The 15,644-nt window shown below is 72.1% G+C and carries 14 protein-coding genes; 6 read left to right on the top strand and 8 right to left on the bottom strand.

Annotation, left to right across the window (positions count from 1 at the left end; all coding sequences use genetic code 11):
* Positions 1–43 precede the first annotated feature (43 nt).
* On the bottom strand, positions 44–418 hold the full coding sequence (locus tag TR48_RS15170; protein WP_042367202.1) for a DUF488 domain-containing protein: 375 nt from the start codon (positions 416–418) through the stop codon (positions 44–46).
* 138 nt (positions 419–556) lie between these two features.
* On the opposite strand from TR48_RS15170, the gene TR48_RS15175 reads away from it, so the two are divergent.
* Positions 557–2,188 (top strand): MFS transporter, encoded by a 1,632-nt coding sequence (locus tag TR48_RS15175; RefSeq protein WP_042367204.1) that lies wholly within the window; start codon positions 557–559, stop codon positions 2,186–2,188.
* Between the two features lie 123 nt (positions 2,189–2,311).
* Here TR48_RS15175 and TR48_RS15180 read toward each other — a convergent pair whose 3' ends face one another.
* Together TR48_RS15180 and TR48_RS15185 are read right to left on the bottom strand one after the other, a co-directional pair.
* A complete protein-coding gene (locus TR48_RS15180) occupies positions 2,312–2,530 on the bottom strand; it encodes a hypothetical protein (RefSeq protein ID WP_042367206.1) in 219 nt (72 codons plus the stop codon).
* 165 nt (positions 2,531–2,695) lie between these two features.
* On the bottom strand, positions 2,696–3,265 hold the full coding sequence (locus tag TR48_RS15185; protein WP_236652158.1) for a CGNR zinc finger domain-containing protein: 570 nt from the start codon (positions 3,263–3,265) through the stop codon (positions 2,696–2,698).
* Positions 3,266–3,356: 91 nt separating this feature from the next.
* Between TR48_RS15185 and TR48_RS15190 the strand changes: the two genes are divergently transcribed.
* Complete coding sequence (locus TR48_RS15190) at positions 3,357–4,622, top strand: MFS transporter (protein WP_042367207.1); 1,266 nt, start codon at positions 3,357–3,359, stop codon at positions 4,620–4,622.
* Between the two features lie 6 nt (positions 4,623–4,628).
* Complete coding sequence (locus tag TR48_RS15195; protein ID WP_042367209.1) at positions 4,629–5,138, top strand: mycothiol transferase; 510 nt, start codon at positions 4,629–4,631, stop codon at positions 5,136–5,138.
* 38 nt (positions 5,139–5,176) lie between these two features.
* On the opposite strand, the gene TR48_RS15200 is transcribed toward TR48_RS15195, so the two are convergent.
* Positions 5,177–6,586, bottom strand: a complete 1,410-nt coding sequence (locus tag TR48_RS15200; RefSeq protein ID WP_152627985.1) for a LacI family DNA-binding transcriptional regulator — start codon at positions 6,584–6,586, stop codon at positions 5,177–5,179.
* 192 nt (positions 6,587–6,778) lie between these two features.
* Positions 6,779–8,782, bottom strand: a complete 2,004-nt coding sequence (locus TR48_RS46350) for a glycoside hydrolase family 6 protein (RefSeq protein WP_042367211.1) — start codon at positions 8,780–8,782, stop codon at positions 6,779–6,781.
* Positions 8,783–9,076: 294 nt separating this feature from the next.
* Between TR48_RS46350 and TR48_RS15210 the strand changes: the two genes are divergently transcribed.
* Positions 9,077–10,633 (top strand): cellulase family glycosylhydrolase, encoded by a 1,557-nt coding sequence (locus TR48_RS15210; RefSeq protein ID WP_042367213.1) that lies wholly within the window; start codon positions 9,077–9,079, stop codon positions 10,631–10,633.
* Positions 10,634–10,701: 68 nt separating this feature from the next.
* Here TR48_RS15210 and TR48_RS15215 read toward each other — a convergent pair whose 3' ends face one another.
* Together TR48_RS15215 and TR48_RS15220 are read right to left on the bottom strand one after the other, a co-directional pair.
* Positions 10,702–11,370 (bottom strand): HAD-IA family hydrolase, encoded by a 669-nt coding sequence (locus tag TR48_RS15215; RefSeq protein ID WP_236652159.1) that lies wholly within the window; start codon positions 11,368–11,370, stop codon positions 10,702–10,704.
* Between the two features lie 190 nt (positions 11,371–11,560).
* Complete coding sequence (locus TR48_RS15220; RefSeq protein WP_042367215.1) at positions 11,561–12,319, bottom strand: ArsR/SmtB family transcription factor; 759 nt, start codon at positions 12,317–12,319, stop codon at positions 11,561–11,563.
* Positions 12,320–12,413: 94 nt separating this feature from the next.
* Between TR48_RS15220 and TR48_RS15225 the strand changes: the two genes are divergently transcribed.
* Entirely contained in the window at positions 12,414–13,301 is an 888-nt protein-coding gene (locus TR48_RS15225) for a trypsin-like serine peptidase (protein ID WP_052442687.1), read from the top strand.
* Between the two features lie 142 nt (positions 13,302–13,443).
* Here TR48_RS15225 and TR48_RS15230 read toward each other — a convergent pair whose 3' ends face one another.
* On the bottom strand, positions 13,444–13,701 hold the full coding sequence (locus tag TR48_RS15230) for a hypothetical protein (protein ID WP_042367217.1): 258 nt from the start codon (positions 13,699–13,701) through the stop codon (positions 13,444–13,446).
* A gap of 256 nt (positions 13,702–13,957) precedes the next feature.
* Here TR48_RS15230 and TR48_RS15235 point away from each other — a divergent pair, with 256 nt between their 5' ends.
* Complete coding sequence (locus tag TR48_RS15235; protein ID WP_042367219.1) at positions 13,958–15,598, top strand: AMP-binding protein; 1,641 nt, start codon at positions 13,958–13,960, stop codon at positions 15,596–15,598.
* Positions 15,599–15,644 lie beyond the last annotated feature (46 nt).

The following is a 15,644-nucleotide window of genomic DNA, read 5'->3' on the forward strand; positions in this document are numbered from 1 at the left end:
GTGCCGCGGGGGGCGGGGCGTGCCCGCGGTAGCTGCGGGCTGCTCAGTGCAGGCGTTCCACGAGGACCGCGGCGTGGCTGCGTTCCGGGTGCTTGGAAGCCGTCAGGAGGGTGACCGGGCCGGACGCGACCTTCTCACGCAGCGCGTCGAGCGCGTCCGACTGCTCGGGTTCCGCGAGTTCCGCGAGGTAGCGCTCGCGGAACTCGGCGAAGGCCGCGTCGCCCTCGTCGGTGGCGTGGTACCAGCGGCGCAGCTCGGGCGACGGGGTCAGCGCCTTGGGCCAGTCGTCCAGCTCCGCCGCCTCCTTGGACAGGCCGCGCGGCCAGAGGCGGTCGACCAGCACACGCGCGCCGTCGTCCGGCTCCGGCGCGTCGTAGACGCGGCGGACACGCGGGTTGTGGCGGGCTGCGGGGCTCATGCCCCAAGTCTCGCCGAGGCGGCACCTGTCAGCCGGCACGGCACGCCAGGGGCGCCGGGTGATCCGTCGCCTCCCAGCGGGCAACCCTCCAGTGCTAGGGTCTGCGCGCCGAACGACATATCCAGGGGGAAAACCGGCATGAGTGCCAGTACGGGCCTGACATCTGACGCGGGGTCGTCCGCAGGCGGGCGCAAGGGTCTCGTCCTCGCGGCGATGATCTGCGCCGTAGCGATGACCTTCATCGACCAGACCATCGTCTCGATCGCCGCGCCCAAGATCCAGAGCGAGCTGAACCTGAGCGGGACCGGCGTGCAGTGGGCGGTCAACGCCTACCTGCTGGCACTGGCCGCCTTCTTCGCGCTCGGCGGGCGCCTGTCCGACACGCTCGGGCACACCCGGATGGTGGTGATCGGCGTCATCGTCTTCGCCGGCGCCTCGGGGCTGTGCGGCCTGACGCCGCACGGCTCGGCCGCGCAGGCGTGGATCATCGTTTTCCGCGCGGTGCAGGGGCTCGGCGGCGCGCTGATGTACCCGGCCGCGCTCGCGATCGTGGTCAACACCTACGACCTGAGGTCGCGCGGTCGCGCGCTCGCTCTCTTCTTCGGGATCGCCGGCGGTCTGACCGCGGTCGGCCCGGTGCTGGGCGGCTACCTGACGGAGTGGACCTGGCGCGGCATCTTCTGGGTCAACATCCCGGTGGCCCTCGTCGCGCTCCTGCTGATCGCGGTCGCGCGCCCGAAGACGCAGTTCCGCCCGGCCCCGATCGACTGGGTCGGCGTGGTGCTGATCGCCGCCGGCGTCGCGCTCAGCGTCTTCGGCTTCCAGCAGTCGCACGTCTGGGGCTGGCACAACCCGCTCATCGGGCTCTCCATCGCGATGGGCGCGGCGCTGCTGGTCGTCTTCTACCGTTACGAGCGCGGGCGGTCCGCTCCGCTGATCGACGTGGCGATCTTCGGCGACCGGGCGTTCCTGGTGCAGTGCGTGATCCTGGCCATCGCGATGGCCGTCTTCCTGCCGATGTTCTTCTTCGCGAGCGAGTACGCGGCCGTGTCGCTCGGGCAGAACACCCAGAAGTCCGGCATCACGCTGCTCTACTTCTTCATCGGCTTCGTCGTGACCGCCCAGATCGGCGGACGGATGCTGGACAAGTTCGGCGCCAAGCGCCCGGTCGTCATCGGCTCGGTGATCGCGGCGGTGGGCTTCTACCTGTGGGCGAGCAAGGTGACCTCGCTCGACCTCAACCAGCTCACCTGGGCGATCATCGTCTCCGGCGCGGGCATGGGCATGATGGTCGGCCCGTCCAACACGGATGCCGTCAACCGTGCCTCCAGCGTCTCCTACGGCGAGGCCACCGGCATCACCCAGACCGTGCGCAACTACGCCTCGAGCCTGAGCTTCGCCGTGCTGGGCACCGTGATGATCTCGGTGTTCCAGGCCCGGATCGCCGACTCCCTCGTCAACGACCAGCACATGTCCCGGGCGGCGGCGAACGCCGCGGCGGAGGCGTCGACCCACGGAGCGTTCAGCGGCGGCGGCTCGGCCGGTTCCGGCGGTTCCGGCGGTTCCGGCGGGGGCTCGGCGGCGGCCATCCCGCACTTCGTCCGGTACGACTTCGCCCAGGGCGTCCAGTACGTCCTCTACATCATGGCCGGACTGATGGCGCTCAGCGCGCTCGTCGCCGTGCTGGGCCTGCGCGGCGGGGTGCAGACCGCGCCCGCGGGGGACAGCGAGCCCGAGGCCGAGACCGTCTCGGGCGGCTCGGCGGCCTGAGGGGCCGTCAGCCGTCGTTCCTGAGCCGCCGAGGGCACCCCGTCCGCCGCTGGGCCGTGGACCAGCGCCGAAGCCCGCAGCGCCGCCGCGACCACGCGGTGAAGGCTCGTCACGCCACCGGCGTCACGCCGCCGTCGTCACGGCGGCGGCCGCGTCGTGCAGTGCCGTCCACAGGTCCAGGGCGCGGGGGCGCTCCTGGCGCAGGCCCTCGTGCTCCGGGTTCGCCTCGGCGAGGGCGAGGTAGCCGTCCAGCGCCCGCAGGGCCTGCTCGACCGCACGGGGCACCCCGCCAGGGTGCGCGCGCAGCCGAGCGGCCAGCGCGTCGAGTTCGTTCCGGGTCACAGCGCCAACTCCTACGGGCGGAATCGGGGCCGCGATCGGCGGCCTGCGTTCGGGGAAGCAGCTCAAGACTCGCCCGTACTGGGCGCAGGTGTCAACCATTACACGAAAACCGTGTCGTGATTCTGCTGCCGCGAATCCGTGTGCGAGACGGCGGGTCGCCGTCCCTCAGATCTCTTCTCCCGTGCGCCGGGCGCGGAACGCCGCGGCCTTGACCCGGTTCTGGCAGGCCGTCGAGCAGAACTGGCGACCCGCGTTGCGGGAGAGGTCCACGTAGACGCGGTCGCACCGGGGGGCCGCGCAGACACCGAGGCGGCCGGCGTAGTCGCCGCCGATGGCCATGGCGAGGCCGGTGGCGCAGCCCGCGCTCCACCCGACGGCGTAGGAGTCGTCCGCGCCGTGGAAGTGGACCTGCCACGGCTCGCCCGCGACACGGTCGAGCTGAGGCCGTGCGCCGCTCTCCCGGAGCAGGGCGTTGAGCGCGTGCGCGGCCTCGTCGAGGCGCTCGTCCGCCACGGCTTCGAAGACGGTCCGCAGCGAGCGCGCGGTGGCGGCCAGGTGGTCGGCGGCAGCAGGACCGAGATCGGCGTCGGCGTTGAGGAGCGCGCGAACCGCGCCGACGCGCTCGGCGCCCTCCGGGGCGAGGTATCCGCGCCCGCGCGCCTCACCGTCGGTCAGCGCGTTGACCAGCGCGACCGAGGCCTCGAGCAGCGTCCGCATGTGACTGTCGAACAGCACTTGGCCAGTTACCTTTCGTCCGCCTACGGTGAAGCCACCGGTTCATCACTGACCATAGTCGATTCACCAGTGACGCGAGGGGGCCCCGGCCGTGAGGCGATCCGAAGCGCTCCCCCGCACCGTCCGCCTGCTGCTGCTCGCACGCGTCGTCAACCGCCTCGGTGCCTTCTCGCTGCCGTTCCTGACCGCGATGATCTGCGCCGACCACGGCGCGAGCCTCACCACCGCCGGACTGGTCACGGCCGCCTTCGGCCTGGCGACCATCCCCTCCCGGCTGACCGGGGGACGCCTCGCCGACCGCCTCGGCCGGCGCACGACGATCCTGCTCGGCCTCTGCGGATGTGCGGTGTCGCAGCTCGCCATCGCCGCCTCGGGCTCGCTCGCCTGGGCGGTGGCGGGCGCGGTGCTGCTCGGGCTCGCCTACGAGCTCTACGAACCGCCGAGCCAGGCGATCATCGGCGAGTCCGTGGCCCCGGCGCAGCGGGTGCGGGCGTTCAGCCTGTTCAGCGCCGCGCTCGCGGCCGGCGCCATGGGCGCGGGGCTGCTCGCCGCGGTGCTCGGCCGCTGGGACCTGCGCTGGCTGTTCGTCGTCGACGCCCTCACCTGCCTCGCCTGCGCGCTGCTGGTCAGGCTGGTGCTCCCCCGCGACCGTCCCGCCGTTGGGCGGCGAGGCAGAGCGGAGCCCGCTGCCGCCGCGCCGACGTCCCCGCCCGTCCGGCCGCTGCGCGACCGGGCGCTGGTGAGCATCCTGTGCACCGGCACCGCCTACGCCCTGATCAACCAGCAGACCGTGATGTCGCTGCCGCTCGCGCTCGCCCGGCAGGGGAGGCCGGCCGCCGACGCCGGGCTGCTGTTCACCGCCGCGGCGGCCACCACCGTGCTCGCGCAGCCACTGGTCCGGCTGCGGGGGGTGACGCGGCTCTCGACGCCGACCGCGCTCGCGCTCGCCCATCTGCTGCTCGCCGCAGGGCTGCTCGGGTATGCACTCCTGCACGCACTGCCGGCCCTGCTCGTCTCCGCGGCGGTCTGGAGCCTCGGTGACCTGCTGGTCATGGGCCGCGCCTACGCACTCGTCACCGACCTGGCGCCCCCCGGAGGCAGCGGCCGGTATCTCGCGGTCTTCGGCACCAGCTGGGGCGTCGCCGCGACGCTCGCACCGCTGCTCGGCACCCAACTGCTCGCCCGCGCGGGGACGACGGCGCTGTGGTCGGCGACGGCGGGGCTGTGCGTGGTCCTCGCCGCCGTGCATCTGCGGGCGACGCCCGACGCGGCGCGTCCGTCGGTGCGTCCCGAGCCGGAGTGGCGCCCTGCGGCTAGGGTCGTGCTACGCACACGGAGCGCGCGCGACGAGGAGTGAGCCGTCATGACCATCGCCACCGAGCTGCTCACCGACGCCTTCGGCCGGATCAGGGAGGTCGTCCACGACACGGTCACCGATCTGACGCCCGACCAGCTGGCGTTCCGGCCCGAACCGGGCGGCAACTCGATCGGCTGGCTCGTCTGGCACCTCACCCGTATCCAGGACGACCACATCAGCGACCTCGCCGACCAGCCGCAGGCCTGGACCGAGCTCGGCTGGCACGAGCGCTTCGACCTGCCCTTCGGGCCCGGCGCCACCGGCTACGGCCACAGCTCGCGGCAGGTCGCGTCGCTCAGCGGCATCGACGCGGAGCGGTTGCTCGGCTACCACGACGACGTGCAGGACCAGACGGCCGCCTTCCTCGCCGGACCCGGCATCCACCATCTGGACCGGGTCGTCGACTCCAACTGGGTTCCGCCGGTCACCGCGGCGGTCCGGCTGATCAGCGTCGTCTCCGACGCCCTGCAGCACGCCGGCCAGTCCGCCTACGTGCGCGGCCTGCTCCCCCGCTGAGCCGGATCCGACGCCCGCGGCCAAGACGGACCGTCGGCTCAGGCCGACTGGCGCACCACCAGCCGGGTGCCCATCACCACGGGCCCTGCCACCGCTCCGCCGCCCACCAGCTCGGACACGACACGTGCGCCCATCTCCTCCACCGGCTGCCGCACCGTCGTCAGGCGGGGCGTCGTGCGGAGGGCGAGCGCGTCGTCGTCGAAGCCGATCAGTGCGATGTCGTCCGGCACGCGGACGCCCAGGCGCGCCAGGGCGCGCAGCGCGCCGGCGGCCATCGGGTCGGACGCGGCGAAGACAGCGTCCAGGCCGGGACACCTGTCGAGCAGACGCAGCATCGCGGCCTCGCCGGAGGCGACGGTGAAGTCGCCGTGGGCCACGATCTCGCGTGCCGCGCCCGCGAGCCGCACCGCGCGGCGGTAGCCGGTGAGGCGGTCGACGCCGACGGACATGTCCGCGGGGCCGGCGATGGTGGCGATGCGGCGGCGGCCGCGCCTCTGCAGGTAGCGGACCGCACCTGCGGCTCCGCCGACGTTGTCGGCGTCGACGAACGGGATCTCCGCGCCACCGGGCGGGCGGCCCATCGAGACGACGGGGACGTCGGCGGCCCGCAGCAGCCGCGGCAGGGTGTCGTCCCCGCGCAGGCCGACCAGGACCACGCCGTCGACGTGGCCGCCGCCCAGGAAGCGCAGCAGGGAGGGGCGGGAGTGCCACAGCGCCGTCAGCACCAGCAACTCGCGCTGCTGCGGCACCAGGGCGCGCTCGATCGCGACGAGCAGGCGCGGATAGAACAGGTCGGACTGGTAGTGGAGCATGTCCTCGCAGACCACGACCGCCACCGCGCCGGTGTCCCTGGCCCCCGCACGCGGGGCGCGGTGCCGGACGTAGCCGAGGTCCGCGACGGCCTGCTCGACCGCCCGGCGCGCCGCGCCGCTGACCCGGGCCGACCGGCTGAGCGCGCGGGACGCGGTCGCGGTGGACACCCCCGCCCGCAGGGCGACCTCGGCGAGCGTCGGCTTGGCGGTCACGGATCCGACTCCTTGAGTTCTCGTCATGGCCCGTCCAACTGGGAGCGCTCCCAATATGGAGCCAGGAACGCAAGAAGCCGTCAAGGGCCCGTGCGGCGTTTGATTCTTGAAGCCTCGTCGGCCTTCTCGGCCCCGCGGCCGTGCCGAGCACGCGTCGTCCACCGTCGGCCCCGGGTCGGGTATCTGGGCGAGCGCCTCGGCCGGCGGTTCGAGAACGGCGGGCGTGCAGAGCGCGGTCAGGTACACGATCGCGAGCCGCGCGCCCTCGGCGGCGAACGCGGCCGCCGTCGCGGCGGTCGCCGGGGGCGTGCCCAGTTCGACCCCGTAGGCGCGGGACTCCTCCGCGTTCCAGCCGACGCCGACGCCGAGTTCCAGGCGGCCGGCGGAGAGCACGTCCACGGTCGCGGCCATCTTCGCCGGCATGGCCTGGCGCCGGTAGGGGACGCCCGCGTGACGAGTGCGCCGAGCCGCAGTCGCCGCGTGGCCAGGGCGACGGCGCGAGAGTCGTCCAGTGCCGCCCCGTCACCGTCGCCCCGCCATCGCCGGAGCGGGCCGGACCGACCACGGGACCCGCCACAGAGGTGGCAGGTCCCGTCGTCCGCGCGCTCCTGACGCTCAGGAGGCCGTGCAGGTGAGCGTCGGCACGGCGTTGCTGCCGCTGTACGTCGCCCCGAAGCCGAAGCTGGTGTTGCCTCCGGCCGCTATCGCGCCGTTGTAGGACATGTTGGCGGCGGTCACGCTCGAACCGCTCTGGGTGTAGGCGGCGTTCCACATGTTCGAGACCGCCTGGTTGCCGCCGAACGTCCAGGTGACCTTCCAGCCCGTGGTCGCGGCCGTTCCGGTGTTGGTGACGGTGACGTTGGCGTTGAAGCCGCTGCCCCAGTCGCTGCTCACGGTGTAGGTGGCGGTGCAGCCGCTCCCGCCGCCCGTACCCCCGCCGCCGGAGGCCGACGTCGTGGCGGTGACGGCCGCCGAGGCCGCTGAGACGTTGCCCGCGGCGTCCTGGGCGGTGACGGTGTAGCTGTATGCGGTCGACGCCGTCAGCCCGGTGTCCGTGTAGCTGGTGCCGCTGGGCACCGTGGCGACCTTGGTGCCGCCCCGGTACACGCTGTAGGCGGTGACGCCCACGTTGTCCGTGGAGGCCGTCCAGGACAGCGTGACACTGCTGCTGGTGGTGCCGGTGACGGTCAGTCCGGTCGGTGTGCTGGGCGGGGTGGTGTCGCCCCCGCCGGAGGAGGCGCCCAGGCTCGGGAAGGCGTTCGTCACCAGCTGCTGGAACTGGGCGGCGAACCACTGGCCGGCCGGGATGTCGTAGCCGGGGATGGCGTCGGTCGGGTAGGTGCCGCCGTTGCCGTCGGTCTGGGTGCCGCTGGGGTCGCAGTGCGGGTCACCGTGGGCGTGGGTGGCGGTCGGGTAGTCGCCGTCGGACTCGCCCGGCGGCTTGACCCAGACGAAGGCGATGATCGGGTCGCTGCTCCCGTAGGGCTGCGCCTGTGGCCGCGCGCCGATGCCCGCGCCGTTGACGTTGCACCAGTCGCCGCGGAACGGACGCTGGTCGACCTTGTTGGCGGCCACGTAGGCGTCGACGGTGGTGGGCGTCGAGTTGAGCGCGGTGGGCCGGGCGGAGCCGCCCCAGCCGTTGCGCGAGGTGTCGACGATCATGCCGACGCTGCTCGGGAAGCCCTGGGCGACCAGCGCGGCGTGCATGTCCTCGTCGTAGTGGTGCTCGTCGAACTCGGGGTTCCACTGGTAGAACTTGGCCGAGTCGAGCGGCTGGCCGCCCACCTGGAGGGTGGAGTTGGGCAGGAACGGCTCGTCGACCGGCGTGGTGTTGGCGGTGTCGCTGATGAAGCCGTCGACACTGGCGACCCCGGCCGCCGTGGCCTTGGCGACCTTGGCGAACTCCTGCGCGGCGGGCGTCATGTTGCTGGACCAGCCGAGCCAGCCGGAGTGGCCGATGTCCAGGTAGTCGTAGACGTTCGGGATCGCGTGCAGCTTGTTGAGCGCGTACTCGACGCCGGTCTCGTAGTAGGGCGTGGCCGTCGCGCAGGCGGTCTTGCTCTGGTTGGTGACGGCGTTCGGCAGCGAGTCCGGCTCGATGATCGCCGCGATGCGGATGTTGCTGTACTTGCTGTTGCCCAGGATCGCGGCGATCGGGTCGATGTACTGGGACTCGTACTCGGTGAGACCCGCCGAGGTCGCCGGGATCTCGCCGTTGGAGGCGAGCGCGGCGCAGTCGCGTCCCGGCAGGTCGTAGATGACGACCTCGAACAGGTTGTCGCCCTCGGCCACGGCGTTGTCGAGCTGGGCCTGCAGGCCCCGGTGGGTGCTGTCGCCGGCGATCGCGCCGATGTGGTCCATCCAGATCGCGGTCTGGTAGCCGGCGACCTTGCTCTCGGCCGCGCCGAGCGTGCCGCCGTCCGCGCCGGCCTGGGCGCTGACCTCGCCCACGTAGTCCGGGTTGAGGTAGGGGGTGGCTCCGACGAACGGGTTGGCCAGGTGGGTCACGGCGGCATGGGCGGCGGGTGCGGTGGCGAGCGGGACGACCAGCCAGGCCATGCCCAGCGTCGCGGCCACGGCCGCGATCCGACGGCGTCTGCGCAGGGGTGGATGCGCCACGGTGGTTGCCTTTCTGTGCCTGGGAGCGATCCCAGATCTGGAGGGGGATTCCCGTACAGGGCGCCCGCCTGGCGAGCAGGGGCGCACCTGGGGGCTGGGGCAGCTGTTGGGAGCGCTCCCAATCGTTGGCAGTCACTGACGCGGCGTCAAGTGTCTTGTCGGTGTTCAGGAAAATTCCATCCGAGTCCGCTTGCGGGGCTGTCGGCGCGTCGCCGGCTCCGCTACGGTGGCGCCCGGGCAGCGCGGGGAGCACTCCTCCCGAAGGAACCACCACCGTCAAGGAGCGTGCCTTCCATGCGACTTCGCGCCATACGCCCGCGCACCCAAGTGGCGGCCGTCGCCGCCGCGCTCGGCGGCTTCACCGCCGCCGTCGTCCCGCTCACCGCGACCGCCGCGACGCCGACGTCCGCGGCCGCCGCCGCCCCGGCGGCCTGCAGCGTCGCTTACACCGTCAGCAACGACTGGGGCACCGGCTTCACCGCCGCGATCACCGTCACGGACACTGGAACCGCCCCGCTGACCTCCTGGACCCTGGGCTATGCCTACAGCGGCAACCAGACGCTCCAGTCCGGCTGGAACGGCACCTGGAGCCAGTCGGGCAGCGCCGTCACGGTGACCGCGCCCAGTTGGGCCACCACGATCGCACCCGGCGCCTCGTACACGACGGACGCAAACTTCGGCTACTCGGGCGTGAACAGGGCGCCCACGGCTTTCACCGTCAACGGCGTCGCCTGCGGCGGCGGCGCCTCGCCGAGCTCCAGCCCGACCCCGTCGCCGAGCACCTCACCGAGCCCTTCGCCGAGCCCGTCCGCGAGTTCGAGCCCGACCGGCTCCCCGGGGGCCGCGCCGGCCCTGCACGTGTCCGGCAACCACCTGATCGACGCGAACGGACGCACCGTCACCCTGCACGGCGTCGACCGCTCCGGCACCGAGTTCGCCTGCGTGCAGAACACCGGCATCTTCGACGGGCCTTCGGACCAGACGTCCGTCTCGGCGATGACCTCCTGGCACATCAACGCCGTGCGGGTGCCGCTCAACGAGGACTGCTGGCTCGGCACCGACGGCGTCAACCCCGCCTACGCCGGGTCCAACTACATCACCGCGATCAAGGCCTACGTCGCCCTGCTGGAGCAGAACGGCCTGAACGTCATCCTGGACCTGCACTGGACCGACGGCGTCTACACCGGCAACTCCTCCGGCTGCTCCGGCGCGACGGCGGTCTGCCAGAAGCCCATGCCGGACGCGGCGGGCGCGGTGCCGTTCTGGACCTCGGTCGCCTCGACGTTCAAGGGCGACAACGCCGTCGTCTTCGACCTGTTCAACGAGCCCTACCCGGACCGGGCGACGGGCAGTGAGACGAGCGGCTGGACCTGCTGGCGCGACGGGGGCACCTGCCCGGGCATCGGCTACTCCGTCGCGGGCATGCAGTCCCTCGACAACGCCGTGCGCGGCACCGGCGCGACCAACGTGGTCATGCTGGGCGGACTCGCCTACTCCAACGACCTCACCCAATGGCTGGCGTACGAGCCCACCGACCCGACCGGCAACGTCGCGGTGTCCTGGCACTCGTACAACTTCAACGCCTGCGGATCCAGCTCGTGCTGGAACGCGCAGATCGCGCCGGTGGCGGCCAAGGTGCCGCTGGTCACCGGCGAGCTGGGCGAGAACGACTGCGCCCACGGCTACCTCGACTCGCTGCTGCCCTGGCTCGACAGCATCGGCGCCTCCTACCTCGCCTGGACCTGGAACACCTGGGACTGCTCCAGCGGCCCGGCCCTGATCAGCTCCTACGACGGGACGCCGACCGGCTTCGGCGCCGGCTACAAGGCACATCTGGCCGCGCTCGGCTGATCCGACGTCAGGCCTTGCTGCGGCCGCGGCCCCGGCGACACCCGGCCCGGCGCGAGGCGGTCGGGGCGTCAGCCGACCAGCAGCGCCAGCGAGCCGTCGCGTTCGACCAGCGGGCGGACCTGGGAGAGGTCGGCGATCATGACGTCCGCCTCCAGGTCGGCGGGGTCGTGGCTGGTCGCGAGGGCGAGGGTGCGCATGCCGGCGGCGCGGCCCGCGGCGAGGCCCGCCGGGGCGTCCTCGACGACCAGGCAGCGGGCCGGCTCCACGCCCAGGCGGTCCGCCGCGGCCAGGAAGGCCTCCGGGTCGGGGTGGCCGCGGCGGACGTCCTCGGCGCCGACCAGCATCGGCACGGTCAGGCCGAGCGTCGAGAAGCGGCGCAGGGCCAGCGTCCGGGTCGCGGCGGTGACCACCGCCCAGCGGTCTCTGGGCAGGGACGAGAGCAGTTCCTCGACGCCCGGGAGCAGCCTGCTGTTCGGGGCGTCGGCCAGCTCCAACTGCTGGACCCGTGCGGCGGCTGCTGCCACCTGCGGCTCGGGAAGGAGCTCGCCGATCACCTCGTGGACGCGTCGGCCGAGGTAGCCCACCTCGTCGAGCCGCTCCTGAGCCAGACCGACCTCCTCGGCCCAGCGGGCCCAGGAGCGACGGACCGAGCCCACCGAGTCGATCAGCGTGCCGTCATTGTCGAAGAGGACGGCGTCGACGGTGAGCACGGCAGGTGCGGTGGAGTGTGCGGTCACGGAAGGGGATCGTCCCTCCTATCCGGGGAGCGGCCCGTTCCTCGGCAGGGCCCTGTACCTCTCCAGCCTCCCCGGCCGCGGCCGTTCCTCCAAGAGGAAAAAGTCCCGCAAGGGTCGAAAGCCCCGTGAGCCGCACGGACCACGGGGGCCACAAGGGCCACGGAGGCCGTGGGCGGACGGGGGACGCCCGTCAGCCGTGACCGTACATCAGTGAGCCAGGGGTGGTCAGCAACTCGCCCGTCTCGAGCCAGGTCTTCAGTCCCGACAGTATCATCGGCCAGCCGCCGTACAGCTGGTCGTTGGCACCCTCCCGGAGCTGGTCGTGGGTGACGGTGAGCCGGCAGGAATCGCCGACCGGCTCGATCTCCCAGGTGACCCTGGACGTGCCCTCCGCCTTGACCTCGTCGCTCCACAGCGCCCTCATGCTCTGCACCAGCCGACGCGGTGGATCGACCTCCAGAGTGACGCCCTCGCCGAGCGGCGTGGGCGCGCCGGGGGCGGACATCGCGAACGGCGCCCCGGGCTCGAGCTCCCCGATCATGCCCGCGCCGAAGTTGTACTTGGCGCGGATCGCGGGATCCGTGATCGCCTCCCAGAGCCGCTCCGGGGTGGTGCGGATGTAGATCTCGAAGACCTTCTCCATGGTGGACTCCAGATCGCGCTTGAGGCCGCTGAGCGCAGCCGCCCAGGGCTCGGCGTACTTGCTGACCCAACGGTCGTGGACCAACCGGATCGGGACGGGGTTCAGGAAGTGCAGCTTCTCCCGGCCCTGGCGTCGGGTGACGACCAGGCCGGCCTCTTCCAATTGCTTGAGGTGCTTCATCACAGCGAAGCGACTCGTCTCGAACCGTGCTTCCAACGCACTCAGCGTCTGTCCGTCCCGCTCATACAGCGCGTCGAGGAGGGCGCGCCGGGTGGGATCGGCCAGGGCCTTGAAGACCTCGTCCACACTCCCGAAAATAGGTGACCATAAGGTCACATGTCAAGCCGTCTCCTAAATTCCCGCCGGTGCGCCTTGTGACCAGCGGCGACATCAGGGCAGCATGTGCCCAACCTCCCCATCGCACTGCGAGGTCCCGCTGATCCCCGCCAAGCACCCCGCAAAGGACGTCGACACCGGCGGCGCTCCTCCCGCCGCCCCGCTCGACGATGCCGAGTCCCCGGCCCCGCGCCGGCGTCCCACGGTCGCGGCCGTGGCCTGGCTGGTGGCCCTGGCGCTGGCCGGCGCGACCGGCGCCGCCTCCCCCTCCGGGGAGCTGGGCACCTCCCGGACCGCCTCCGCCGACCGCGTCAGCGACCGAGTCGGCGCGGTCTTCACCGGCGGAGTCGGCGGCACCCACTACTGCACGGCGAGCGTGGTCGACAGCCCCGAGGGCAACATGATCGTCACCGCCGCGCACTGCCTCAGCGGCGACGACGGCGACAAGGTCTTCATCCCCGGCTACCGCGACGGTGCGGCCCCGCACGGCGTCTGGCCGATCACCCGCACCTTCGAGGACCCCGCCTGGACCGCTGGCGGCGACCCCGACGTCGACGTCGCCTTCGCCCTGGTCGCGCCCGTGAACGGACGCACCGTGGAACAGACGCTGGGCGCCAACCGCCTCGCCGTCGACGAGGGCTTCGACCACGTCGTCACCCTCACGGGCTACCCGGGCTCCACGGATCTGCCGATCACCTGCTCGGACCTGGTCGACCGCTTCAGCGCGACGCAGATGCGGATCGACTGCACGGGGTACAGCGACGGCACGAGCGGCAGCCCCTGGCTGATCCCGGGCCAGGGCGGCCCGACCCACGACGAGGGAACGGTCATCGGGGTGATCGGCGGCTTCGAGACCGGCGGCTACACGGACGACATCTCGTACAGCTCGTACTTCGGCGACCGCGTCGGCGATCTCTACCGTCAGGCCGTGGCCCAGGACGCACGGGGTTGAACGCACGACGCGTTACGAGGCGTCTTTGCGAAAGCGGCGGCCGGGCACCGGTCGGGGTGAACTCCGGGGATCTTCCGTGAACTCCGCAAACCTCGCGAAACCCGCGAATCCCGTGAACTCCGCGACCCCCGCGAACTCCGGATCAGGAATTGCCGCTGCCCGGATACCAGGCGAGTGCGTGGGCCTCCGCGAGCGTGTCGCGGACCTGGTTGCGGTAGCGGACGGCCTGCTGGGGATCGGTTTCCGCCAAAGCAGCCGCCGCGAGCGCCGCGGCCGAGGTGGACCAGGCCAGCAGCCGCACCGCGTCCTGCGCGGACGCGTCGATCAGACGTTCGTCGGGCAGTTCCGCCGCGTGTCTGGCGAGGAGGGTGGAGAGCACCCGCAGATGGGTGCGCGTCACTGCCGGAGGCGGCAGTGGTTCGTTGGCGTGACGTCCCACGTCGACGGCTCCAAAAAGAGGGCGAGGGTTCGTGGACCCATCATGGCGCAAATGCCTCTGGCATGTACGCGCATTCCTTCAACGAATACGCACACATTCCGCATTTCTTGATCACGAACCGACGCGTCCGCTTCCGGTGCGGAACCGTCGACACCAACCCACCACTCCCCTAGGCTCCGAGCCATCAAACCCCGTCGTGAACAGGGAGCCCTCGCCCATGTCCGTCGAGCTCGATCCGGGTCTCTCCCACCGCCGCGGCGCGTCCGCTCCGGCGCTGCCCGATGCCACCGTGAGCGCCGACCTCGCCCGGACCGCCCGCGCGTTCCCCGGCAACGACGCGCTGGTGGAACGCGCCACCGGCCGCCGCTGGACCTACGCCGAGTTCGACGCCGCCGTGGACGATCTGGCCCGGGGGCTGCTCGCCGCCGGCATCGAGGTCGGCGACCGCGTGGGCATCTGGTCGCCGAACTGCGCGGAGTGGGTGGTGACCCAATACGCGGCCGCGCGGGCCGGGGCGATCCTGGTCAACCTCAACCCCGCCTACCGTCGGCACGAGATCGCCTACGCGCTGCAGCAGTCCGGGACCAAGCTGCTCGTCTCGGCCACGCGCGTGAAGACCAGCGACTACGTCGCGCTGGTGCAGGCGGTCCGCGACGAGTGCCCGGAGCTGCAGCGGGTGGTGTTCATCGGCACGCCGGACTGGGACGCGCTGGTCGAGGGCGGCGCCGACGTCCCGCTGTCCGCACTGCGCGAGCGCGAGGCGGGTCTGTCGCCGGACGACGCGGCCAACATCCAGTACACCTCCGGGACGACCGGCCGTCCCAAGGGCGCGACGCTCTCGCACCGCAACATCCTCGGCAACGGCTTCCAGGTGGCGGAGGTGCAGGCCTGGACCGAGCAGGACCGGGTCTGCGTACCGGTGCCGTTCTACCACTGCTTCGGCATGGTGATGGCCAACCTGGGCGCCACCTCGCACGGTTCGTGCATCGTCGTGCCCGGCCCGCTGTTCGACCCCGTGGACGCGCTGGACGCCGTCGCTGCGGAGCGCTGCACCGTGCTCTACGGTGTGCCGACCATGTTCATCGCCGAACTCGCCCAGCTGGAGGCCCATCCGGACCGCTGGGACCTGTCCACGCTGCGCACCGGCGTGATGGCCGGCTCCCCCTGCCCGGCGGAGGTGATGAAGCGGGTGATGGCCGAGATGGGCATGACGGAGGTGACCATCGCCTACGGCATGACCGAGACCTCCCCCGTCTCCACCCAGACCCGCCCCGACGACTCGCTGGAACACCGGGTCTCGACGGTGGGCCGGGTGCACCCGCACGTCGAGGTCAAGGTCGTCGATCCCGAGTCCGGGGCGACGGTCCCGGTCGGCGCGCCGGGCGAACTGTGCACCCGCGGGTACTCGGTGATGATCGGTTACTGGAACGAGCCGGAGCGCACCGCGGAGGCCGTGGACACGGACGGCTGGATGCACACCGGGGACCTGGCCGAGATGGCGGCGGACGGCTACGTCTCGATCGTGGGCCGGATCAAGGACATGGTGATCCGCGGCGGCGAGAACGTCTACCCGCGCGAGGTGGAGGAGTTCCTCTACACCCACCCGGACGTCGAGGACGTCCAGGTGATCGGCGTCCCCGACGAGCGCTACGGCGAGGAGCTGATGGCATGGGTCAAACTCCGCCCGGGCGCAGCGGAACTGACGGCCGACCAGCTGCGCGAGTTCTGCTCCGGCAAGCTCGCCCACTACAAGATCCCGCGCTACGTCCACCTGGTGGACGCCTTCCCGATGACCGTCACGGGCAAGGTCCGCAAGGTCGAGATGCGCGAGGAGTCCCGCAGGCTGCTGGGGCTCTGAGGCGCGAGTCGAGCCGTGATCGCCGCCGCCCGGCGAGAGCCGGGTG

Origin of the sequence: Streptacidiphilus neutrinimicus (assembly GCF_000787815.1) — a bacterium.
GTDB classification, from domain to species: domain Bacteria; phylum Actinomycetota; class Actinomycetes; order Streptomycetales; family Streptomycetaceae; genus Streptacidiphilus; species Streptacidiphilus neutrinimicus.